Annotated in this window: 19 protein-coding genes; 14 read left to right on the top strand and 5 right to left on the bottom strand. The window is 65.5% G+C overall.

The window, feature by feature from the left end:
• Positions 1-54 precede the first annotated feature (54 nt).
• The 4 genes from A3E77_RS02855 to A3E77_RS02840 are packed head-to-tail and all read left to right on the top strand — an operon-like array spanning position 55 to position 4,252.
• On the top strand, positions 55-540 hold the full coding sequence (locus tag A3E77_RS02855; protein ID WP_293643392.1) for a hypothetical protein: 486 nt from the start codon (positions 55-57) through the stop codon (positions 538-540).
• A 31-nt stretch (positions 541-571) separates the two neighbouring features.
• Complete coding sequence (locus A3E77_RS02850; RefSeq protein WP_293643391.1) at positions 572-1,327, top strand: AIM24 family protein; 756 nt, start codon at positions 572-574, stop codon at positions 1,325-1,327.
• A gap of 10 nt (positions 1,328-1,337) precedes the next feature.
• Positions 1,338-3,611 (top strand): FdhF/YdeP family oxidoreductase, encoded by a 2,274-nt coding sequence (locus A3E77_RS02845; RefSeq protein WP_293643390.1) that lies wholly within the window; start codon positions 1,338-1,340, stop codon positions 3,609-3,611.
• 8 nt (positions 3,612-3,619) lie between these two features.
• Positions 3,620-4,252 (top strand): DUF1345 domain-containing protein, encoded by a 633-nt coding sequence (locus tag A3E77_RS02840; protein WP_293643389.1) that lies wholly within the window; start codon positions 3,620-3,622, stop codon positions 4,250-4,252.
• Here A3E77_RS02840 and mobA read toward each other — a convergent pair.
• From mobA to A3E77_RS02825, 3 genes are all read right to left on the bottom strand, one after another.
• Positions 4,247-4,756: a molybdenum cofactor guanylyltransferase gene (gene mobA, locus A3E77_RS02835; protein WP_293643388.1), complete on the bottom strand. Its 510-nt coding sequence runs from the start codon at positions 4,754-4,756 to the stop codon at positions 4,247-4,249. The two genes, A3E77_RS02840 and mobA, sit on opposite strands and share 6 nt — an antisense overlap.
• Positions 4,753-5,556 (bottom strand): formate dehydrogenase accessory sulfurtransferase FdhD, encoded by an 804-nt coding sequence (gene fdhD, locus A3E77_RS02830; RefSeq protein ID WP_293643387.1) that lies wholly within the window; start codon positions 5,554-5,556, stop codon positions 4,753-4,755. Before fdhD ends, mobA begins: the two co-directional genes overlap by 4 nt.
• A 292-nt stretch (positions 5,557-5,848) precedes the next feature.
• On the bottom strand, positions 5,849-6,763 hold the full coding sequence (locus A3E77_RS02825; protein ID WP_293643386.1) for a LysR substrate-binding domain-containing protein: 915 nt from the start codon (positions 6,761-6,763) through the stop codon (positions 5,849-5,851).
• 258 nt (positions 6,764-7,021) lie between these two features.
• On the opposite strand from A3E77_RS02825, the gene A3E77_RS02820 reads away from it, so the two are divergent.
• Genes A3E77_RS02820 through A3E77_RS02810 form a run of 3 tightly spaced genes read left to right on the top strand, consistent with a single transcriptional unit; the run spans position 7,022 to position 9,937 of the window.
• A complete protein-coding gene (locus tag A3E77_RS02820; protein WP_293643385.1) occupies positions 7,022-8,056 on the top strand; it encodes an aldo/keto reductase in 1,035 nt (344 codons plus the stop codon).
• Positions 8,057-8,070: 14 nt separating this feature from the next.
• On the top strand, positions 8,071-9,234 hold the full coding sequence (locus tag A3E77_RS02815; protein ID WP_293643384.1) for an MFS transporter: 1,164 nt from the start codon (positions 8,071-8,073) through the stop codon (positions 9,232-9,234).
• 40 nt (positions 9,235-9,274) lie between these two features.
• The gene (locus A3E77_RS02810; protein WP_293643383.1) at positions 9,275-9,937 is read left to right on the top strand and encodes an MOSC domain-containing protein; all 663 of its coding nucleotides are present in this window, start codon (positions 9,275-9,277) and stop codon (positions 9,935-9,937) included.
• On the opposite strand, the gene A3E77_RS02805 is transcribed toward A3E77_RS02810, so the two are convergent.
• Positions 9,934-10,830, bottom strand: coding sequence for an AraC family transcriptional regulator (locus tag A3E77_RS02805; RefSeq protein WP_293643382.1), 897 nt, complete (start codon positions 10,828-10,830; stop codon positions 9,934-9,936). The two genes, A3E77_RS02810 and A3E77_RS02805, sit on opposite strands and share 4 nt — an antisense overlap.
• Positions 10,831-10,927: 97 nt before the next feature.
• On the opposite strand from A3E77_RS02805, the gene A3E77_RS02800 reads away from it, so the two are divergent.
• Positions 10,928-11,665, top strand: a complete 738-nt coding sequence (locus A3E77_RS02800) for an SDR family oxidoreductase (protein ID WP_293643381.1) — start codon at positions 10,928-10,930, stop codon at positions 11,663-11,665.
• Here the strand turns inward: A3E77_RS02800 and glpD are convergent.
• Positions 11,654-13,231, bottom strand: a complete 1,578-nt coding sequence (gene glpD, locus A3E77_RS02795; RefSeq protein ID WP_293643380.1) for a glycerol-3-phosphate dehydrogenase — start codon at positions 13,229-13,231, stop codon at positions 11,654-11,656. The two genes, A3E77_RS02800 and glpD, sit on opposite strands and share 12 nt — an antisense overlap.
• A gap of 184 nt (positions 13,232-13,415) precedes the next feature.
• Here glpD and zwf point away from each other — a divergent pair, with 184 nt between their 5' ends.
• The 6 genes from zwf (at position 13,416) to A3E77_RS02765 (ending at position 23,413) form a co-directional block, all read left to right on the top strand.
• Complete coding sequence (zwf, locus tag A3E77_RS02790; RefSeq protein ID WP_293643525.1) at positions 13,416-14,819, top strand: glucose-6-phosphate dehydrogenase; 1,404 nt, start codon at positions 13,416-13,418, stop codon at positions 14,817-14,819.
• A gap of 96 nt (positions 14,820-14,915) precedes the next feature.
• A complete protein-coding gene (gene edd / locus A3E77_RS02785; protein WP_293643379.1) occupies positions 14,916-16,757 on the top strand; it encodes a phosphogluconate dehydratase in 1,842 nt (613 codons plus the stop codon).
• Between the two features lie 70 nt (positions 16,758-16,827).
• Complete coding sequence (gene eda, locus A3E77_RS02780) at positions 16,828-17,448, top strand: bifunctional 4-hydroxy-2-oxoglutarate aldolase/2-dehydro-3-deoxy-phosphogluconate aldolase (protein WP_293643378.1); 621 nt, start codon at positions 16,828-16,830, stop codon at positions 17,446-17,448.
• Positions 17,449-17,669: 221 nt separating this feature from the next.
• Positions 17,670-19,247, top strand: a complete 1,578-nt coding sequence (locus A3E77_RS02775) for an HAD-IB family hydrolase (RefSeq protein ID WP_293643377.1) — start codon at positions 17,670-17,672, stop codon at positions 19,245-19,247.
• A 131-nt stretch (positions 19,248-19,378) separates the two neighbouring features.
• Positions 19,379-21,724 carry a glycerol-3-phosphate 1-O-acyltransferase gene (locus A3E77_RS02770; RefSeq protein ID WP_293643376.1) on the top strand — a complete coding sequence of 782 codons (2,346 nt, stop codon included), beginning with the start codon at positions 19,379-19,381 and terminating at the stop codon, positions 21,722-21,724.
• Positions 21,725-21,856: 132 nt separating this feature from the next.
• A complete protein-coding gene (locus tag A3E77_RS02765) occupies positions 21,857-23,413 on the top strand; it encodes a wax ester/triacylglycerol synthase family O-acyltransferase (RefSeq protein WP_293643375.1) in 1,557 nt (518 codons plus the stop codon).
• Positions 23,414-23,438: the final 25 nt, after the last annotated feature.

The raw sequence follows: 23,438 nt of genomic DNA, 5'->3' as shown, positions 1-23,438 counted from the left end.
GCAAGGCTATGGAAGGGACGGCGATTTTTTGGACGAGGTGAAAGCGGCAACGGTATGAGCATGTTTCGACGGCTCGGCCGCCTTTTCGGCGGGGAGGGGGCAGCGCAGGCGAACGAGCGTGCGGCGCCGTCGCCCCCGGCTGCGCCGCAGCCCAAAGCCTTCAACTATCAGGACGACCGGATTCCCGACAGCGCGCAGGCAAAGATCGCCCATATCCTGGAATCGATCGAAGCCGTCGAAAAGGCGATGGAGCGCGAACAGGTGCCGAGCTTCAGCCGTGTCGACACCGGCCAGATGCGCGACGTCCACCTGCCCCAGCTGGTCCAGAGCTATATCGACGTGCCCGCCAGCCACCGCGGCGAGATTTTTCGCAAGACCGGAAAATCGGCGAGTTTCCTTCTCGGTGCCAGCCTCGACCGGCTGCAGGAACGAGTCGATACGATGCTGCGCGACCTGGCGCAGCACGATATCAACGCCTTCACCAACAACACGCAATTCATCAACGAACGCTATTCGGACGACGACAATCCGTTCCGGTAAGCCCCGCGCGCGATAAGGAAAGAGGCTGAGGATGACCGAATTTCGCAGACTGGAAGAAAGCGTCGAAGACGGCGGGGTGCGGATCGAAAAATATCGGTTCGTCGAAAAACGTCTGATTACCCGCGGCATCCCGACGGCCGAGGGCGGCTTTCATTATGTCGCCGAGGCGACCGACATCTTCCAGCTGTGCATCACGCTGACCGGCGGCGCCATCCTGCTCGAACCCGGCGCGCTGCAATATATGCACGGCAAGATCGAATCGACCGTGCAGCAGCACGAGGATCGCGGCTTCCTCAGCCGGGCGCTCGCCTCGGCGGGCACGGGCGAATCGGCCTTTGCGACGAAATTTTCGGGGCATGGGACGATCTGGACCGAACCGGGGCGGCGCAACTTCATCATCGGGGCGATCGACGGCGACGCGCTGCTGCTCGACGACAAGGCCTTTTACGCCTGCTCGTCGGGGATCGCCCTTACCACGCACCGTCACAACACGGTCGCGGGCGTGCTCGGCGGCAATGGCCTGGTCCAGCCCAAGATGGCGGGCGCCGGGGTCTTTGCAGTCGAGGCGCCGGTCCCGGTCGAGGAGATCGACATCGTCGAACTCGACGGCAGCAAGGAGCTGACCGTCGACGGCGATTATATGCTGATGTTCTCGGCCGACCTCAATGTGTCGATCGGCCCGCTGGTCAAGGGGCTGCGCAACGCACTGCGCAGCGGCGAGGGCTTTGTCTACAAGCTGAACGGGCGGGGGTCGGCGTGGCTGATGCCGACCGCGAAGGTCAGCTAGCCGAACGCCGATGACGAGCGACCGCCCCCGCTACAAAAGCTATGACAGCCCCGCTGGCGGCTGGGGCGCTGCGGCGGCGACCGCCAAGGTGCTGCTGGAACAGAGCGTGGTGACCAAAGGGTCGCGCGCGCTGCTGTCGATGAACCAGCCGGGCGGTTTCAAATGCCCGAGCTGTGCCTTTCCCGACGCGACCTGCACCAAGAAGCTCGAATTTTGCGAAAATGGCGCCAAGGCGCTCGCGCATGAAGCGACCAGATTTCGCGTCACGCGCGAATTTTTTGCGCGTCACAGCGTGACCGAACTGATGGCCCAGTCCGATTACTGGCTCGAAATGCAGGGCCGGTTGACCGAACCGATGCGCTACGACGCCGCGACCGACCATTATGTGCCGGTAAGCTGGGACGATGCTTTTGCGCTCATCGGCGACCATCTCCGCGCGCTCGACAGCCCGCATCAGGCCGAATTCTACACCTCGGGCCGCACCGCGAACGAGACCGCGTTCCTCTATTCGGTCTTTGTGCGCGAATATGGGACGAACAATTTTCCCGATTGTTCAAACATGTGCCACGAACCGACAAGCCGTGGGCTGCCGCATTCGATCGGGGTGGGCAAGGGCACGGTGGTCCTCGACGATTTTGACCGTGCCGAGGCAATTTTCCTGATCGGCCACAACGCCGGGACCAATGCACCGCGCATGATGACCCCGCTGGTCGAGGCGCGAAAACGCGGCGTGCCGATCGTTGCGGTCAACCCGATGCCCGAACGCGCGCTGATCAAATTCACCGAGCCGCAGGATATCGTCCAAATGGCGACCTTCGGGTCGACCGACATCAGCAGCGAATTTGTCCATATCCGGATCGGCGGCGACCTGGCGCTGCTGAAAGGCATGATGAAGATATTGTTCGAGCGCGAGGCGGCGGGCGAAAAGCTGCTCGACCATGACTTCATCGCCGAACATACGGAGGGCTTCGCGGCGCTGAAGGCCGATATCGACGCGCAGGCATGGCCCGACCTGGTCGCCGCGGCGGGGATCGAAGAGGCGCAGATCCGGCGCTGCGCCGAAATCTACATCCGCTCGAACGCGACGATCATCTGTTACGGGATGGGCGTGACCCAGCATCAGCGAGGGTCGGAGCTGGTGCAGCAGATCGCCAACCTGCTGCTGCTCAAGGGCAATTACGGCAAGCCCGGCGCGGGCATTTCGCCGATCCGCGGCCATTCCAACGTGCAAGGCGACCGCACGGTCGGGATCGACGAGAAACCGACCCCGGCCTATCTCGACCGGCTGCGCGATGTTTTCGGCTTCGATCCGCCGCGTATGCACGGCCATCATGCGGTCGAAGCGGTCGAGGCGATGGTGGCGGGCACCGCCAGGGTCTTCATCGGGCTCGGCGGCAATTTCGTCCGTGCGATTTCGGATACCGATCGCTCCTACGAAGCGATGCGCAAACTCGATCTGACCGTCGGCATCGCGACCAAGCTCAACCGCGGGCATCTGGTGCATGGGCGCGACGCGCTGATCCTGCCCGTCGTCGCACGATCCGAACGGATCGAGACCGCGGCGGGCGAACAGTTCGTCACGATCGAGGATTCGATGTCGAACGTCACCGCGTCGCGCGGTGTGCTCGAACCCGCCAGCCCGGACCTGCTGCCCGAAACCGAAATCGTCTGCCGCATGGCGATGGCGACCTTGCCGGGCAGCAAGGTCGATTGGGCCAGCTATATCGACGATTACGACCTGATCCGCGACAAGATCGCCGAGGTCTATCCGGCGCTCTATGCGGGGTTTTCGGACCGCATCAAGGCGCCGATGGGCTTTCACCTCGACATCCCGCCGCGCCGCCGCGTCTGGGCAACCCCGAACGGCAAGGCCAATTTCCTCGTGATTCCGGGGCTCGCGGTCAACGCGCCGGTCACCGATACCGACATGCTGCGCCTCGCAACGGTGCGCTCGCACGACCAGTTCAACACCACGATCTATAGTTACAACGACCGGTATCGCGGCGTGTATAACGACCGCATGATCCTGTTCATGAATGCCGAGGACATCGCCAGCCGCGGGCTGGCGGCAGGGACAAAGGTCGCGCTCGAAACGATCAGCGACGATGGCGTGCGCCGCCGCGTCGATGGTTTGACGATCATCGACTATCCGATGTCGCGCGGTTCGGTCGCGGGCTATTACCCCGAACTCAACCCGCTGTTGCCGCTCGCCCACCATGACGGGATCAGCGGTTGCCCCGCGGCAAAGTCGATTCCCGTGCGCGTCGTCGCGGTCGCGGGCTGACGCTCCGGGTGGCCGTCGGCAGGCATATCGCGCCGGTCCGTTTCCTGGTCTTCCCTGTCCTGTTCGTCGGCGCGGCCGCCGCGGCGCTGCAATGGAGCGCCGATCCGCGCGCCGCGTTCCTCATCGGTTTTGATGTCGCCGCGCTTGTCTTTCTGGCCTCGCTCGTCCCGCTGTTTCGCGCCGATGCCGACCGGATGCGCCGCCGCGCGGCGGACAATGACGCGAACCGCCTCGGCCTGCTTGCAATCACGGTGCTGCTGTCGCTCGTCATCCTGTTTGCGGTCGGCACGCTGATCGCCAGTCCGGGCCGGTTGGGCCGTCCCCACGTGATCCTGATCGTCGCGACACTCGCGCTCGCGTGGCTGTTCGCGAACATGGTGTTCACGCTTCACTATGCCCATCTCTATTATCTTCAGGTCGGCGGCCGCGACCTCGCCGGGATCGAGGTGCCGGGCGTCCGCGAGCCCGATTATTGGGACTTCCTCTATTTCGCCTTCACGCTGGGCATGACCTTCCAGACGTCGGACGTCACCATATCGGGCCCGCACATGCGGCGCGTCGTGCTCGGCCATTGCATGGCGGCGTTCGTCTTCAACATGGGCATTTTGGCGTTCACCGTGAACGCCATCGGCGGGTCATAACGCGGCAAGGCGCGTCAGGTCGTCGGGGCTGTTGATGTTCGGCGGCACGAAGCCGCTCGCCACCGCGCGCGCGCCGATCCGCCGCGCAAAAGCGCGGACGGCAAGGTCGCCCGCATCCTCCAGCATCGCCTTGATATCGTTCAGCACCGCGACGGGCCACAGCCCGATCACCGGCTGCGTGTCGAGAAAGGCGGGCGCGGGTTCGAGCAGCGCGCGCAGGTCGTCCGGCAGCCGCACGCAATCGACCGGCGCGGTCAGCACCCGGTCGAAACCCGTCGCCGCCGCGTGGATCAACGCCCCCGCGATGCCGCCCAGCGGTCCCATGTCGGCGTGCGGCCAGTCGGCGACGTCGCCGCGACCGACGATGATCACGGCATCGCAATGCGGGGCGAGGGCCGCCACCGCATGGTCGAGCAAGCTTTGCCCCGCCAGCATCGCCAGCGCCTTGTCCGACCCGAAACGGCTCGATCGCCCGCCGGCGAGCACCGCGCCGAGCGTCGTCATGCGATCATCCCGTGCGGATCGCTGACGACCAGCGCCGAGTCCGTCCGGGCCAGCGCGACGAGCGCCAGTCCCGCCGCGCTCGCGCGTGCGGCGGCCAGGCTGGTCGGCGCCGATAGGGTGACGAGCATCGGGCATCCCGCACGCACCGTCTTTTCGACCAGCTCGTAACTGCACCGCGCCGACAACAGGATAAAGCCGCTCGCCGGATCGGTGCCAGCGCGCGCCAGCGCCCCGATCAGCTTGTCGAGCGCATTGTGCCGCCCGACATCCTCGCGCGCGAGCAGGATGGCGCCGGCGGGCGAGCAGAAGGCGGCGGCGTGGACCGCCCCGGTCGCGCGCGCGAGCGGCTGATGGTCGCGCAGCGCCGCGAGCGCCGCCGCAATGGCCCGCCGATCGGTCGCGATCCGCGCGGTCACGGGCGGCAACGGCCGCAAAACCTCTTCGATATTCTCGATCCCGCATAGCCCGCAGCTGCTCTCGCTCACGCGCTTGCGCGCGCGTTCGAGCGCGATCGCGTTGCGCTCGGGCGGCAACCAGATGCGCAGCGCCCAGCCGCCCTCGATCGGTTGCGCATCGACGCGCCCGATCTGATCGACGGTCTCGACCAGCCCCTCGCCCAGCGCAAAGCCCACGGCATAATCCTCAAGGTCGGCGGGCGTCGCCATCATCACCGCATAGCCGATGCCGCCGACCTCGACCGACACCGGCGCCTCGATCGCGATGCTGCGCGTCAGCATCGCGTCGCCCGCTTCGGCAAGGCCGAGGCGGCGGACGGGAAGGGGGATCATCTTGTCATTCATGTCCGCACGATAGCCGATCTGTATCGGCTTGTCCCAACCCGGCCACATGGCATGCGGCCGGTGTGGGGTGGAGAGCGGGCGTTGACGATCCTCCCCATCGACTTGCGATGGGGAGGGGGACCGCCGCCGCAGGCGGTGGTGGAGGGGCCGCAACGTTGCGCCATTACCCCTCCGTCAGCCCTGCGGGCTGCCACCTCCCCATCGCAAGTCGATGGGGAGGAACTTTACGTCCGTTTCTGGTCGAAAGCTGTCGTTTCCCATGCCGAAGGGAGACAAAGCGGCAGCTCCCGCCTCACGCACCCCGCCCCAAACGCTCGCCCAGGAAATCGACGAACACCCGCACCCGCGCCGGGGTGTTCGCGCCGCCCGCGAACACGGCGTGGATCGCCTCGATGTCGCCGGGATTATAGTCCTCCAATATCGGCACCAGGGCGCCGCCTGCGATCTGGTCGGCGATGCTGAACGCGCCGACGCGCGCGATGCCGACCCCGGCGGCGGCAAGCTGGCCCAGCGTCTCGCCATTGTTCGCCTCGATATTCCCCCGCACCGACAGGGCATAGTCCCGCTCGCCATCTCGGAACGGCCATACCGGCTCGGCGCGGCGGAAATTGAAGTTCAGGCAATTATGGCCGTGCAGATCCTCGGGTATCTTGGGCGTGCCGTGCGCCGCCAGATAAGCGGGCGAAGCAACGATCACGCGGCGGCTTTCGCCAAGCTTGCGCGCGGTGAGCGAACTGTCGGCAAGCGGGCCGAAGCGGATCGCGACATCGGCCTGTCCCGCCGCGATGTCGACCAGCCGGTCGGCAAGGCTGATGTCGACGACGATGTGCGGATACAGCCGCACGAACTCGCCGATCAGCGGCACGATGGTCAGCCGCCCATGCGCCTGCGCCGCGCTGACGCGCAGCCGCCCGCGCGGCGCGCCCTGATCGGCGATCGCCTGTTCGGCATCGCCAAGGTCGGCCAGGATGCGCCGCGCCGCGCGCAGATAGGCCTCACCCTCGGCGGTCATCGTCAAGCCGCGCGTCGAGCGCAAAAGCAAGCGCACGCCCAGCCGCGCCTCGATCCGGTCGATCGTGCGGCTCACCGCCGACGGAGTCAGGCCCAGGCAGCGCCCGGCCGCCGAAAAGCTGCCCTCGGCAATCGTCGCTGCGAACACCTCCATCGACCGTGCGCGGTCGCCGCCATTGTCCATCTTTGCGTTCATTTCAAAAATCTTTCGCTTTTTGCGACGCTACTGTGTGCAGAGCTGCGCGTCCATCTATGCGTCTAGAGCATGATGACCTTTGCTATTCCCAAACCCGTTCCCCCGCGAAGGCGGGGGCCCATCACCTGCCGCTGCCATGTCGAGCCGACGGCGGTGGGAGGCGAAAGCCTTGGAGATGGCCCCCCGCCTTCGCGGGGGAACAGGGACGGGCCGGTTTGAAGTCGTCTGGCTCCGACTCGCAAATGAAAGGGCAGGATCATGGAATATCGTCAATTGGGATCATCGGGACTGCGCGTCCCGGCGCTGAGCTTTGGAACCGGCACGTTCGGCGGTCGGGGGCCGCTGTTCAGCGCGTGGGGCACGAGCGACGCCGCCGAGGCGCGGCGCCTGATCGACATCAGCCTCGATGCCGGGGTCACGCTGTTCGACACCGCCGATGTCTATTCGGACGGCGCGTCCGAAACGATCCTGGGCGAAGCCATCAAGGGGCGGCGCGACGCGGTGCTCATTTCGACCAAGACCGGCCTGCCGATGGGCGACGGTCCGCGGGACTGGGGCGCCTCGCGCAGTCGGTTGATCGGCGCGGTCGATGCCGCGCTCCGCCGCCTTGGCACCGACCATATCGACCTGCTCCAGCTTCACGCCTTCGACGCGTCGACCCCGGTCGACGAAGTGATGGACACGCTCGCCACCCTGATCGCCGCGGGCAAGCTGCGCTACGCCGGGGTCTCCAACTATCCCGGCTGGCAGCTGATGAAGGCGCAGGCTGCCGCCGACCGGCTCGGCAAACCGCGCCTTGTCGCGCACCAGGTCTATTATTCGCTGATCGGCCGCGCCTATGAAGCCGATTTGATGCCGCTTGCCGCCGATCAGGGGGTCGGGGCGCTGGTGTGGAGCCCGCTCGGCTGGGGTCGCCTGACCGGCAAGATCGGCCGCGACCGACCCGTTCCCGCGGGCAGCCGCCTTCACGAAACCGAACAATTTGCGCCGCCGGTGGCCGACGAGCTGCTCTACCGCGTGATCGACGCGCTGGACCTTGTCGCCGCCGAAACCGGCAAGACGGTGCCGCAGGTCGCGATCAACTGGCTGCTTCGGCGCCCGACCGTGTCGTCGGTGATCATCGGCGCGCGCAATGAAGAGCAGCTCAGGCAGAATCTCGGCGCCGTCGGCTGGGCGCTCACTGCGGAGCAAGTGGCGGCGCTCGACGCCGCGAGCGACGTGCTGCCGCCCTATCCGCACACGCCATACCGGCAGCAGGCGGGCTTTGCCCGGCTGAACCCGCCGCTCGTCTGATCGGAAGAACCGACATGAAAATCAACTTTCCCCTCGTGGCGCTCTCTATCGGCGCCTTCGGCATCGGCATCACCGAATTTGCACCCATGGGGTTGCTCCCCGACATGGCCGACGGGCTGGGGGTGTCGATCCCCGCCGCCGGGCTGCTGGTGTCGGCCTATGCGCTCGGGGTGATGCTCGGCGCGCCGCTGATGACGCTGACCACCGCGCGGCTGAACCGCCGCACCTTGCTGATCGGCCTGATGGCGATCTTCACGCTCGGCAATTTCCTCTCGGCGATTGCAGGCGATTATACGACGCTGATGATCGCGCGCGTCATCACCTCGCTCAACCATGGTGCCTTTTTCGGCGTCGGCTCGGTCGTGGCGGCGAGCCTCGTCGCGCCCGAAAAGCGCGCCAGCGCGGTCGCCGCGATGTTCATGGGGCTGACGCTCGCCAATGTGATCGGGGTGCCGCTCGCGCCCTGGGTCGGCGAGACGTTCGGCTGGCGCACCGCCTTCGGCATCATCGCGGTCTGGGGCCTCTTTACGATGGCCGCGCTGCGCTTCGCGCTGCCCGACCTCCCGCGTGCCGAGGGCGGCAACATGCTCGCCGAACTGGGCGTGCTGAAGCGCCGCGAAGTGCTCGTCGCGCTCGCGCTGACCGCGATCGGTTCGGCGGCGATGTTCACCGTCTTCACCTATATCGCGCCGATCCTGACCGAAGCGACAGGGGCAGGGACCTTGTTCATAACCGCGATGCTGGTGATCTATGGACTCGGCCTCACTGCCGGCAACTGGCTCGGCGGGGTGTTCGCCGATCGCTCGATCGACCGCACGCTGATCGTCTCGCTCACCGGGCTGGCGGCGATGCTCCTGTTGTTTGCGGTCACCATGTACTCGCCCGTCGCGGCGGCGGTCACGATCTTCCTGTGGGGCGTCGCGACCTTCGCCATCGTCCCGCCGCTCCAGATGCGCGTGATGGAGGCTGCGTCGGATGCGCCCAACCTTGCCTCGGCGGTCAATATCGGCGCGTTCAACCTTGGCAATGCGATTGGCGCCGCGGTCGGCGGCGGTGTGATCGGCCTCGGCCTCGGCTTTCCGGCAGTATCGATTGCGGGCGCCGTGATGGCGGTTGCGGGTCTTGTGATCGTGCTGGCAGCGCGGGCACGGAAACCTGTGGTGCTGGCGCAAGCCTGACGATTGCCATTTCGGCGGTGGGGCCTATGCAATCATCGCCATGAACGCCGAGATTCTAGCCGTCCTCCTAGGCAAGGTCCGTCCCTTCCGCGGCGACGACGAACCGAGCGCCATCGGCAAGCTGCCGGTGGCGCACGCGGTCGCGGTCGGCGCGATGGGCCTGGCCGGCGACGAACAGGCCGACCGGACCGTGCATGGCGGCATCGACAAGGCGATCCACCATTATCCCGCCGACCATTATGACTGGTGGCGCGGGTTTCTGCGCGACGCGCCCCTGCTCGATGCGCCCGGTGCGTTCGGGGAGAATATCTCGACCACCGGCCTCGACGAAAACAGCGTTTTCCTCGGCGACCGCTTTCGCCTCGGCAGCGCGCTGGTCGAGGTCACGCAGGCGCGCCAGCCGTGCTGGAAACTCGATCATCGTTTCGGGGCGAAGGGCGTGATGGCACAGGTGGTGAAGACGCGCCGGACGGGCTGGTATTACCGCGTGCTCGAACCGGGTCTGGTGAAAGCGGGCGATGCCCTGAGTCTGGTCGAGCGGCCCTATCCCGAATGGCCGCTGGCATCGCTGTTCGCCTTGCTGATCGGCGGGGAGGCGAAGGATCGCCTCGCGGACCTCAGCGCATTGCGCGACGTGCCGATACTCGCCGGAACCTGGAAAGTGAGGCGCGCCAAGCTCGCCGGACAATTGGGCGTCGATTAGGCCGCCATCGCATAACGTTTCGGCGGCATTCCGACATGACGCGTAAAGGCGGTGCTGAACGCGCTCGCCGATCCATAGCCGACGCGTTCGGCGATCTCGGCCAGCCCGCCTGCATTGCGACGAAGCAAATCCTTGGCGAGGCTCATCCGCCATCCTTGCAGATATTCCATCGGGGACACCCCGACGGTGCGCGCGAAGCGGTCGAAGAATGCCGAACGCGACAGCGCGGCCTCTTTCGCCAGTTCGGCCACGGTCCACGGATGCGCGGGCTCCTCGTGGATATGCCGGATCGCCGCCGCGAGCCGCGGATCGCTTAAGGCCCGCAGCAATCCCGGCGGCGCATCGTTCCCCTCGACCGATCGTAACGCTTCGACGATCAGCACCTCGACGAGCCGGGAGAGGATCAGGTCGCATCCCGGCCGCTCCGCGCCCGCTTCTTCGCGCACCAGTTGGACAAGCGTCGTCAGCCTTTCGGCGCCGCGCAAATGGATCAGCGCGGGAAGCTGCGACACGAGCAGGTCCGCGTCGGGCGAATCGAAGACAAAATAGCCGCCCAGCATCCGCACATCGGCGTCGCCTTCCTGCCGGCCATGACGTATGTTCTGGGCAATCCCGGCTGCGGCGTGCGGGTCGATAAACACCGGATCGGCGGGCTCGAACCCCGACATGGTGAAGCCCGGCGTCGCGGGAAGGAAGACGAAATCCCCCGCATCGAGCGTCACCGCCTCCGCACCATCGACTGCGAGCCGGCACCGCCCCTCGATCACCGTGCAAAAGCCCGGATGGCCGAAATCGCCATAACGCACCGACCAGTTCCCGGCGCCGCTGATCCCTTTTGAAAAAACGGTGCGGGGGCGGAGAAGCGCGATAAGGTCGGACAAAGGATCAGACATATCTGGACTATCAATAACTAAATATGGATTTGAAATTATAGATAGTCCGATTGCGCTTGGCTAGATGCTTTCCACCAGCTTCAAAAGGAAAGCCTCCATGAAAACGATCCTCATCACTGGCTGCTCGTCGGGATATGGCCGCGAAATCGCATGCCATTTCCACGCCAAAGGCTGGAACGTCATCGCCACGATGCGGAGCCCGCGCCGCGACCTCTTTCCCGCGTCTGATCGCCTGCGCGTCATCGCCCTCGACGTCACCGACGCCGAGAGCATCGCGCTCGCGCTCGAACTGGCGGGGCCGATCGACGTGCTCGTCAACAACGCCGGCGTCGGCCTGTTCGGCGCGCTCGAACATTCGCCTATGCCGAAAATCCGCGACGTCTATGCCACCAACACCCTCGGCACGATCGCGATGACACAGGCGGTGATCCCACAAATGCGGGCACGCGGCTCGGGCACGATCGTCAACATCACCTCGTCGGCGACGCTCGCCTCTTTCCCGCTCGCCGCCGCCTATACGGGCAGCAAGACCGCGATCCAGGGCTTCACGGGCAGCCTCGCGCACGAACTCGCGCCGCTCGGCATCGTGGTGAAGCTGGTCGAGCCCGGCTATGGCCCGACGACCGCCTTCGCGCAGAACACCGATATCCGCCTCGAGGACGTCCTGCCCGAACCTTATGGCAGCTATGCCGCACCGATCCTCGCCGCGATGGCCGAGCCCGCGCTGTTCACGACCGAGGCCGATGTCGCCAAGGCGGTGTGGCAGGCGGTGCACGACCAGACGGGACGGCCGCATTTCCCCGCGGGCGCCGACGCGATCGCGCTAGTCGCCTGAGCCGCTCGCCGCCGATCCGTGATTCAGCATGTCGCCGAAAAACGCGGCATCGGCCAGCCGCGCTTCGGCCGCGAAACGTTCGACATAGCCAGCAAGGCGTGCGGTTTCGTCGGGGGTGAAATGCAGCCCCAGCTTGCTGCGCCGCCAAAGGATGTCGTCGGTGGTGCGCGCCCATTCGTGCGTCACCATCCAACGCAATTCGGCAACGCTCAGCCCATGCGCAATCTCGCCGCCCAATGCGGCCCAGTCGGTGGCGTCCGCCAGCCAGTGCCGCGCGTCGGTGCCATAGGCCTGTGCGATGCGGTCGACCGTCGCGGCAGTTAGAAAGGGGAAGGCCAGTTTATATTCGGCCTTGAGCGCCGCGGCGCCATCGGTGGCGAAATTGCCGCCGGGCAGCGGCGCCTTCGCGGTCCAGTCCTTTCCGGTCAGCGCAGGGATGTGCCCCGCCAGCGCGTCGACCGCGGCCTCGGCAACATGGCGATAGCTGGTAATCTTTCCGCCATAGATGGTGAGCAGCGGCGCGCCTTCGGCCATGTCGAGGTCGATCCGGTATCCGCGCGTCGCGGCCTCCGGGCGCCCCGACCCGTCCTCGATCAGCGGCCGAACCCCCGAATAGGTCCACACGACGTCGGCGGGGGTGATGGGCGCACGGAAATACAGGCTCGCGCCTTCGCAAAGATAGGCGATCTCTTCGTCGCTCGCCTTCGCTTCGCTTGCCGGCCCGTCATGGTCCTGATCGGTTGTCCCGATCAGCGTGAAGTCGCGCTCATAGGGGATCGCAAAGAAGATGCGCCCGTCGGGCAATTGGAAGAAATAGGCATAATCATGCTCGAAGATCCTGCGCACGACGATATGCGATCCGCGCACCAGCCGCATCTGGTGGTCGGGCTCGGCGTCGGCGCGCTTCAAAAGGTCGAGGACCGCCGGTCCCGCCGCGTTGACGATGCTGCGGCCGGTGAAGCGATATTGATGTCCCAGTTCGTCGCGGGCGTCGACGATCCATAAACCATCCTCGCAGCGCAGCATCTCGGCGCGGGTGCGCGTGCGCACCCTGGCGCCATGGTCGGCGGCGTCGCGCGCGTTGAGCACGACCAGCCGCGCGTCGTCGACCCAGCCGTCCGAATATTCGAATCCGTGCCGATATTGCGGTTGGAGCGGTCCGCCCGCGACGTGGCGGGACAGATCGATCGAACGCGTCGCGGGCAGTTTCTTGCGCCCGCCGATATGATCGTAAAGGAACAGGCCGAGTCGCAGCAGCCAGCGCGGGCGCAGCCCCGGCCGGTGCGGCAGCACAAAGCGCAACGGCCGGATGATATGCGGCGCAATGCCCCACAATATCTCGCGCTCCTTCAGCGCCTCGCGCACCAGGCCGAATTCATAATGTTCCAGATAGCGCAGCCCGCCATGGATCAGCTTGGTCGATTTCGACGAGGTGCCTTGCGCAAGGTCGCCTGCCTCGATCAACAGCACGCGGGCGCCGCGCCCGGCGGCGTCGCGCGCGGCGCCCGCGCCATTGACGCCGCCGCCGACAATGATGACGTCATAGGGGGGAGGGGTGCCGGGCATCATGGCATTCCTATGGCAGCGTTGTCGGTTTTGCCAAGGGGCGACATCAACTGCGGCCTACGTATGCGCGTTGCATTCCCGTGGCGCATCCTCCAATTCTGATGCGTTATCCAAGGGGACGAATGTGAGCGTGAAAGTCGAAACACTGGTGCTGTTCGGCGCGACGGGCGACCTGGCGCAGCGCATGCTCTTTCCCTCGCTCTACAATCTGCATCTCGACGGGTTGCTCGCCGATGCGCTGACGATCGTCGGTTCGGGCCGGTCCAGGATGGACCGCGCGGCGTTTCGGGCGCAGGTTCGCGAGGCGCTGGTCGAACATCTGCCCGCCGACCGCATCGAGGATGCCGGCGTCGAAAGCTTCCTTGCCCGCATCGATTATTGCGCGATCGATGCCGGGGCCGGCACTGGCTACGACGAACTTGCGGCCTTGCTCGGCGACCGCATGGCGCACCCCATCGGCGTGTATCTGTCGACCCCGCCGTCGATGTTCGGCCCGATCGCACAGGGGCTGAAAGCCGCGGGCATTGCTTGCGCCGAATGCCGCATCGCGATGGAAAAGCCGATCGGCCACGACCTGGCCTCGTCGCGCGAGGTGAATGCCGAGGTGGGCGACGCTTTTGCCGAAGACCGCGTGTTCCGCATCGACCATTATCTGGGCAAGGAAACGGTCCAGAACCTGCTCGCGCTACGCTTTGCGAACATGCTGTTCGAGCCGCTGTGGAATGCCCAGGCGATCGACCATGTCCAGATCACCGTCGCCGAAACCGTCGGGCTCGAAGGCCGCGTGTCCTATTATGACGGCGTCGGCGCCCTGAAGGATATGGTCCAGAACCATATGCTGCAATTGCTCGCGATCATCGCGATGGAGCCGCCCGCAAGCGTGTCGTCGACCGCGGTGCGCGATGAAAAGGTCAAGCTTTTGCGCAGCCTGCGCAAGATGAGCGCCGACGATGTGAAGGCGCACAGCGTCAAGGGGCAATATAGCAGCGGCGCGGTGAACGGCGGCGCGGTCGCGGGTTATGCCGACGAGCTTGGCAATCCGTCGAACACCGAAACCTTCGTCGCGCTCAAGGCTTATATCGACAATTGGCGGTGGAAGGGCGTGCCCTTTTACCTGCGCACGGGCAAAAGGATGCCCGAACGCAAGTCGGAGGTGCTGATCCAGTTCAAGCCGGTGCCGCACAATATCTTCGCGCGCGTCGGTGCGGGCAAGCTCGATGCCAACAGCATGATCATCAATTTGCAGCCGGAAGAGAATATCCGGGTCAAGGTGATGGCAAAGCAGCCGGGGCTCGACCGCGAGGGGGTGAAGCTCAAAGAAGTGACGATGGACGTCTCGCTCTCGCACAGCTTTGCGGGCGAACGGCGGCGCATCGCTTACGAACGCCTGCTGCTCGATTTCATCGAGGGCGACCAGACGCTGTTCGTGCGCCGCGACGAGGTCGAGGCGCAGTGGCAGTGGATCGATTCGATCCGCGACGCCTGGGCGGCGGTCGACATGGCACCGCAGACTTACACCGCGGGAAGCTGGGGGCCGAGTTCGTCGATCGCGCTGATCGAACGCGACGGGGCGAGCTGGCATGATTAGCATTTTTGATCGTCATCCCGGCGAAGGCCGGGATCTCGACCTCGCATCCTGTCGCGCCGTTGAGACCCCGGCCTTCGCCGGGGTGACGAGGAAAATATGACCAAGCTCCACCCCACCATCGCCGCGGTCACCGACCGCATCATCGCTCGCAGCGCGCCGCGCCGCGCGGCTTACCTCGACCTGATGGACCGCCAGCGCGACGCCGGGACCAATCGCGGCAGCCTGTCGTGCGGCAATCTCGCGCACGGTTTCGCCGCGTCGGGCGAGGACAAGCCCGCGATCCGCACCGGCGGCGCGATGAATATCGGCATCGTCACCAGCTACAACGACATGCTCTCGGCGCATCAGCCCTATGGCCGCTATCCCGAGCAGATCAAACTCTTCGCGCGCGAAGTCGGCGCCACTGCGCAGGTCGCGGGCGGCGTTCCGGCGATGTGCGACGGTGTGACGCAGGGGCAGGCGGGCATGGACCTGTCGCTGTTCAGCCGCGACAATATCGCGCAGGGCACGGTCATCGCCCTCAGCCATGCGATGTTCGAGGGCGCGCTGCTGCTCGGCATTTGTGACAAGATCGTCCCCGGCCTGTTGATCGGCGCGCTCCGCTTCGGCCATCTGCCGCAAATCCTGGTCCCCGCCGGGCCGATGCCTTCGGGCCTCGCGAACAAGGAAAAACAGCGCGTCCGCCAGCTCTATGCCGAAGGCAAGGCAAGCCGCGACGAATTGCTGGAAGCCGAAGCGGCCAGCTATCACGGCGCGGGCACCTGCACCTTCTATGGCACCGCGAACTCGAACCAGATGATGATGGAGTTGATGGGGCTGCACATCCCCGGCAGCGCCTTTACCAATCCCGGCACCAAATTGCGGCAGGAACTGACGCGCGCCGCGACGCATCGGATTGCGGAGATCGGCTGGGACGGCGACGATTACCGTCCGCTGGCACGCTGCGTCGACGAAAAGGCGATCGTGAATGCCGTGATCGGGCTGCTCGCGACGGGAGGTTCGACCAACCATGCGATCCATCTGCCCGCGATCGCGCGCGCCGCGGGGATCATCATCGACTGGCAGGATTTCGATGAGCTGAGCCATGCAGTGCCTTTGCTTGCGCGCGTCTATCCGAACGGTGCGGGCGATGTGAACAATTTCCATGCCGCGGGCGGCATCGGTTATGTCGTGCGCGAACTGCTGGACGCCGGGCTGCTGCACGGCGACGTGCTCACCGTCGGCGGCGCGATGGCCGATTATGGCAATGCGCCGGTTCTTGTCGACGACGCACTCCAGTGGCAGGCGGCGCCCGCAACAAGCCGCGACGACACGATGCTGCGCCCCGTCGCCGCGCCCTTCTCGCCCGATGGCGGGATGCGGCTGCTTGCGGGCAACCTTGGCCGCGCGATCATCAAGACCAGCGCGGTGGCCGAGAATCGTTGGACGATCGAGGCCCCGGTCCGGATCTTCGACAATCAGGATGCGGTGCTGGTAGCGTTCAAGGCGGGCGAACTCGAACGCGATGTCATCGTCGTCGTTCGCTTTCAGGGACCGCGCGCCAACGGCATGCCTGAACTTCACAAGCTGACCCCGGCGCTCGGCGTGCTTCAGGACCGCGGATTCCGCGTCGCGCTGCTCACCGACGGGCGCATGTCGGGGGCGAGCGGCAAGGTGCCGGCGGTGATCCATCTCTCGCCCGAAGCCTTGCCCGGCATCGACGGGGTCAGCGGCCCGCTCGCCTTTTTGCAGGACGGCGACATCGTCCGCATCTGCGCGGTGAACGGCGAAGTTGTCGCGCTCGTCGACGAAGCGACATGGGCCGCGCGCGCCCCCGCCACCGCGCCGCCACCCGCGCTGGGCGTCGGGCGCGAACTCTTCGCCCTGTTCCGCCACCACGCCGACGAGGCCGAAAAGGGCGGATCGGCGGTATTGGCGGCGATGGAGGCCGTCATTTAATTTGTCGGTAGTTTAAGACGCAACAATAAGATCCCGGCCTTCGCTGGGATGACGATGAAAGAGAGATAGAATGTCCGACAGCGGTATCGAACAGATCATGCGTTTGGCGCCCGTCATCCCGGTGATCGTCATCGACCGCGTCGAGGATGCGGTGCCGATGGCCGAGGCGCTCGTCGCGGGCGGGCTCAAGGTGCTCGAAGTGACGATGCGCACGCCTGCCGCGCTCGACGCGATCAAGGCAATGAAGGCGGTGCCCGGTGCAGTCGTCGGTGCGGGCACCGTGCTCAACCCGCGGATGCTTCACGATGCGCTCGACGCGGGCTCCGAATTCATCGTGTCGCCTGGCCTGACCGATGATCTGGGGCAGGCGGCGGTGACCGCCGGGATTCCCTTCCTGCCGGGTGTCGCCAATGCGTCGAACATCATGGCGGGGCTCGACCTCGGGCTCGACAGCTTCAAATTTTTTCCAGCCGCGACTAGTGGCGGCATCCCGGCGCTGAAGGCGCTGGCGGGGCCGTTCGGCGGGGTCAATTTCTGCCCCACCGGCGGGATCAGCCTGGCAACCGCACCCGAATGGCTCGCCCTGGGTCCGGTGCTGTGCGTCGGGGGCAGCTGGGTCGTCCCGTCGGGGCCGGTCGATCCGGCGCGGATCGAGGGGTTGGCGAGAGAAGCGGCAGCGCTCAAACCCTGATCACAAACCCGGATCATAAGGGCCGTGTGTCCCCGCGAAGGCGGGGACCCATCTCCTGCCGGCTCAAAATAGCGCCGGCCGAAGATGGGCTCCCGCCTTCGCGGGTGCATACCGCATTTTTCACGGCAAAAAGCTGTGATCCGCCGCCATTGATAAACGCCATCTTTACTGCCACTGTGCCTAGGTAAAACGGCAATATAGCCGTTGGTGGGGAGACAGGCGTGCCGAGACCGCAGCCGCATCTGGAAGAAGTCCTCGCGTCCGAACCCGGATCGCATATCGCTGCCTTGTTCGACTTCGACGGCACGATCATCTCGGGCTATTCCGCCACCGCCATGCTGCGCGAGAAATTCCAGCGGCGCGAAATGTCGGTGGAGGAAATCGCCGAAACCGCGCAGGTCATCGCGCAGCACAGCCTTGGCACGATCGGGTTTTCGGGGCTGATGTCGGGCGCCGCCAAATTCATGAAGGGCGTCGACGAACAAAGCTTCATCGAATTTGGCGAAGAACTCTACAAAAAGCATATCGCGCGCAAGATTTACCCCGAAACGCGCGCGATCATCGAGGCGCATCAGGCCAAGGGCCACCGCGTCGCGATCATCTCGTCGGCGACGATTTACCAGATCGAACCGACCGCGCGCGACCTGGGCATCACCGATATCAAATGCTCGGCCTATGAGATTGAGGATGGGGTGTTTACCGGCGAGATCATCCGGCCGCTCTGCTTCGGCGAAGGCAAGGTGCTCGCCGCCGAGGAACTCGCCGCCGAATATGGCCTCGATCTGGATCAGAGCTTTTTCTATTCCGACAGCGACGACGACATCGAACTGCTCGAACGCGTCGGCAAGCCGCGCCCGCTCAACCCGAACATGAAGCTCAAGGGTATCGCCGACGAGCGGAACTGGCCGGTCCAGCGTTTCGCCAGCCGCGGCACGCCGTCATGGGTCGATTACACCCGCACCATTTACGCCACCGGCTCGCTCGTCGGCGCCTTTGCCGCGGGCCTGCCGATCTGGGCACTGACCCGCTCGCAGCGCGAGGCGGTCAATTTCTCGATGGGGCTGTTCGGCGATTTCGCGACCGCGATCACCGGCGTCGAGCTGGAGGTCGAGGGCGAACGGCACCTTTGGTCGTCGCGCCCCTGCGTCTTCATCTTCAACCACCAGAGCAAGGCCGATGTGATGATCCTCGCCAAGCTCATCCGCCGCGACATGGGCGGCGTGGGGAAGAAGGAGATCAAGGACATCCCCATCCTCGGCAAGCTGATGGAATGGGGCGGCACCGTGTTCGTCGACCGCGCCGACGGCAAGAGCGCGATCAAGGCGATGGAACCGCTGGTCGATGCGATCCGGGAAGAGGGCAAGTCGATCTGCATTTCGCCCGAAGGCACGCGCAGCCTGACGCCGAAGCTGGAGCCGTTCAAAAAGGGCGCGTTCCACCTCGCGATGCAGGCGGGCGTCCCGATCGTCCCGATCGTCATCCACAACGCCACCGACGTCGCACCGAAAAACGAATTTGTGATGCGCCCCGCGACGGTGCGCGTCACCGTGCTGCCGCCGGTCGACACATCGGGGTGGACACCGCGGACGGTGGGCAACCACGTCCGCGACGTCCGCAACATGTTCCTGCGCACGCTGGGACAGCCGGAGGAGAGCGTGGCGGAATCGGTGGCGAAGGAGCCTGCGCCCGATGCCGCCGCGCCCCAGGACAAGGCCGAAAAGCCGAAGCCCAAGAAGGCGGCGGCGAAGAAGCCCGCCGCGAAGAAAAAGGCGCCCGCCAAAAAGCCGTCGAGCAAATGACGATTGTCACCCGACATATAATCCCCGTTCGCATCGAGCGAAGTCGAGATGCCCATCGGCATGGCGCTAGCCATCGGGGTGTCTCGACTTCGCTCGACACGAGCGGACATATGGCGGAGAGTAACTAAGCGGTGGCCGACGGAACCGCCCGCACCCCGATCGTGACGGAGGACGCGGCCGACCGGCTCTATATCATCGACGCGCGCAACGGCGTCGAGCGACGGCTCCTGCTCGACTGGGTCCATGCCACCGCGGGCGAGACCGAGCCGCAATGGGCCAGCCTTGCGATCGCCGACGACGACCACGCCCTGCCGCTCGAAACGCTCCGCGCGCGGCTCGACGGGCAGCCGTCGCGGCAGGTGGTGCCGCTGCGCGTCGCGTGGCGAATCCCGGGCTTCGATCGCGATCGCGCGCTCAAATTCCGCCACATCATCTTCGGCGATCCGCGCCACCCCGGGCCGCTCCGCGCGCGGCTGATCCTGCTTCGCGACCGCCGCCGCGCGCAAATATTGGTGGGGGAGGCGGCAACGCTCGACGCGCTGCGGATGCGTTTCTGCCGCCAGACCGGCGGCGGCGACGGCGAGGGGACCGACAGCGCCGAATTCGCGGGCTTCGTGGCGCGACAAGCGGGGCTGGCGCTCGACGTCGCCGAACGCGGCGTTCGGGGCACGCGCTACAAGGTGCCGCGCTTCGTCGCCGATGGCCTGCGCACCAGCCCCAAATTCCGCGCCGCGCTGGCCGAACTGTCCGAAAAGACCGGCCGCCCGGTCGCGGAACTTTTCCGCGAGGCGCGCCCGTTGATGAAGGAAGTCATCGCGCGGCCTTCGGCGTTGTTCCTCGACCTGCGCGCCCGGCTCGACCGCATGATGTTCGGTGGCTATGCGCCCGCGATGGAGGTCGACGCGGCCGAACTCGCCAAGTTGCGCAATATCCTGCGCGAGCATCCGACCGCGATCCTTTTTTCGCACAAAACCTATATCGACGGCGCAACGCCCAGCCGCCTGACCTATGAAAATGACATGCTGATGCTGCACAGCTTCGGCGGGGCGAACCTCGACTTTGCCGTGATGGGCGAATTTTTCCGCCGTTCGGGAATGATCTTCATCCGCCGCAGCTTTCAGGACCAGCCGGTCTATAAGCTGGTGCTGCGCCACTATATCGCCTGGCTGCTTGCCAAACGCTTTCCTTTGAGCTGGGCGTTCGAGGGCACGCGCTCGCGCCTCGGCAAGCTGATGCCGCCCAAATATGGGCTGATGAAATATGTCCTCGACGCCGCCCATGCGACCGGCACGAAGGATGTGCATTTCGTCCCCTTCGTCACCAGTTTCGACCTGATCCGCGACGTCGAGGAATATGCCGCCGAACAGACCGGCCGCAACAAGAAGCCCGAAAGCCTGTCGTGGTTCATCGGCTATATGAAAAGCCTGAAGGAGCCCTCGGGGCGTATTCGGCTCGACATCGGCAATCCGGTCGTGATCGACGAGGCACCCGGTCCCGACGACAAGCGCGCGCTCGAAAAGATCGCCTTCGCGGTCGCGGTGGAGGCGAACCGCGTCACGCCGCTGACGGTCACCTCGGTGATGTGCCTGATCCTGCTCGGCATGGCGCCGCGCGGCGCGACTTCGGCCGAATTGCTCGGCGCGATCGGCGCGGTGACCGACTGGGCCAGGGCGCGGGGCATCCGGCTCAGCAAGGAAGTGGACAGCGGCGACGATGCCGCGCTGTCGGCGACCGTCGACACGCTCGTCGCGAGCGGGCTGCTGACGCGTTTTGAAGCGGGCAGCGAGACCATCTATTCGATCGACCCCGACAAACATCCGATGGCGAGCTATTATCGCAACATCATCGCGCATCATTTCCTCGATCGCGCGATGATCGAGCTTGCGCTGTTCGATCTGCGCGACGCCGACAGCGGCGATGCGACGGCCGCTTTCTGGGGCAAGATCGATCGCCTCCGCGACCTGTTCAAATTTGAATTTTTCTACCCGCCGCGGGGCGAGCATCTGGCAGCGATCGAGGCTGAACTGGCGCGCATCGACCCCGTCTGGGATCGCCGATTGGCAAGCGGCGACCGCGGCATCGCGCAGATGCTGCGCCGCTGCCAGCCGGTTGTCGGCCACGCGATCCTGCTGCCCTTTGCGGAAGCCTATTCGGTCGTCGCCGACCTGCTCGCGCGCGCAAAGCCGGGCGAAGCGGTCGATGACAAGGCGCTGGAGGGCGCCGCGCTGACCGAAGGCAAGCAGGCCTATCTGCTCCGCCGGATCAGCAGCGAGGCGGCGATCGGCAAATTGCTGTTCGCCAACGGCCTGTCGTTGATGCGCCACATGGGCCTTGCCGACGACGCGACCCCCGACATCCTCGCCGCGCGCCGCGCGCTGCTGATGGAACTGCGCGGGCTGGCGACTGTGATGGAAACGATGCGGCTGTCGACGGTGGCGCTGGCGGATCGTTTGGTGGAGGCGGGGGAGCGGACGTGACTTACCCCCGTTTCGTCATCGCGAGCGAAGCGAAGCAATCTCCAGCCATCGGAGTCGCGCAACCTCGAAAGCTGGAGATTGCCGCGTCGCCTTCGGCTCCTCGCCATGACGATGTCTGTAAAGGAACCTAATATGCTCAAACAGCTCAGCGCACAGGACGCCCAGTTCCTCTACACCCAGACCGCGAACAACCTGACGCACATCATGGGGGTCTATATCTACGACCCCTCGACCGCGCCGGGCGGCTTCGTGCGATTCAAGGACATCATTCGCCACGTCGAAAGTCGCGTCCACACCTCGCCGCTGTTCAAGCGCCGCCTCCACCGGCTGCCCTTCGACATGGACCATCCCTATTGGGTCGAGGACGAACATTTCGATATCGAAGCGCATATGAGCCACGCGCGCCTGCCCGAACCCGGCGACTGGCGGCAATTCTGCATCGCCGTCGCGCGCCATTTTTCCAAGCCGATGGACATGAACCGCCCGCTTTGGGACATTTATATCATCGAAGGGCTCGACCGCATCCCGGGCATCCCCAAGGGCAGTTTCGCGATGCTCCACCGCGTCCATCACGCCGCGGTCGACGGGGCTTCGGGCGCCCACGCCTTTATCGCGATGAGCGACATCGACGCCAAGGGCACCCCTGCGATTGCCGAACCGCCCCCGGTGGAGGACCTCGGCACCGCCCCGTCGAGCGCCGAGACGCTGTCGCGCGCCTGGTCGGCGTCGATGCAGTCGCCGGTGAAATTCATGAATGCGCTGATGAAGATGTCGCCCGCGATCATCTCGTCGGCGCGCCGGTCGATTGCCGAGGGCGGCATGACCGCGGGCGTCCCCGAAACGCGCTTCAACGTGCCGGTCGGCCCGCACAAGATGTTCGACGCGACCACGGTCGCACTGACCGATGTCGCCGAAATCCGCAAGAAGGTGCCGGGCGCGACGGTCAACGATGTCGTGCTGACCACCGTCGGCGGCGCGCTGCGCAAATATCTCGCCAAGCATAAGGAATTGCCGAAGGAAAGCCTGGTCGCGGTCGCGCCGGTCAATCTGCGCGGCAAGGGGGGGAAGGCGTCGACGCCGGGCAATCAGGTGTCGGCGATGAGCGTGCCGATCCGCACCGACATCGCGGGTCCGCTCGAACGGCTCGCCGCGATCCGCGATTATACCGTCGAAGCGAAGGAAGCGAAGGCCGGCGTCAGCGCGCGGATCATGACCGACCTGTCGCAGCATATTCCCGGCGCGACGATGGCGGCGGTCGCGCGGCTCGTCACCAGCGAGCGGTTCGCGGTGCGCGGGACCAATTTGTTCATCTCGAACGTGCCGGGCGCGCAGGTGCCGCTGTACCTCGCGGGCGCGCAACTGGTGCAGCAGCATGGCATGGCGCCGCTTGCGAACAATATGGGGCTGTTCGTCGCGACCCCCAGCTACAACGGCCGCATCGCCTTTTCGCTCATATCCGAGCGCGCCGTGATGCCCGACATCGCCTTTTTCCGGACCTGTATCGAGGAAAGTTTCGCCGACCTGATGGCGGCGGTGCCGAAGCCCGACAAAGCAAAAGCCGTTACGGCAACGCCGAAACCTGCCGCCAAGCCGAAAGCGAAACCGAAAGCGGCAGCGAAACCTGCGGCAAAGAGCGGCGTGAAACCGGTTGCTAAACCGAACGCAACCCGCAAGAATCCGAAAAAATAACGATGCTCTCGCAGGATTACCGAAT

The sequence above is a fragment of the Sphingopyxis sp. RIFCSPHIGHO2_12_FULL_65_19 genome (assembly GCF_001830555.1).
Lineage (GTDB): Bacteria > Pseudomonadota > Alphaproteobacteria > Sphingomonadales > Sphingomonadaceae > Sphingopyxis.
Note: the sequence above shows the minus strand (reverse complement) of the source record. Positions and strands in the feature narration are given on the sequence as shown.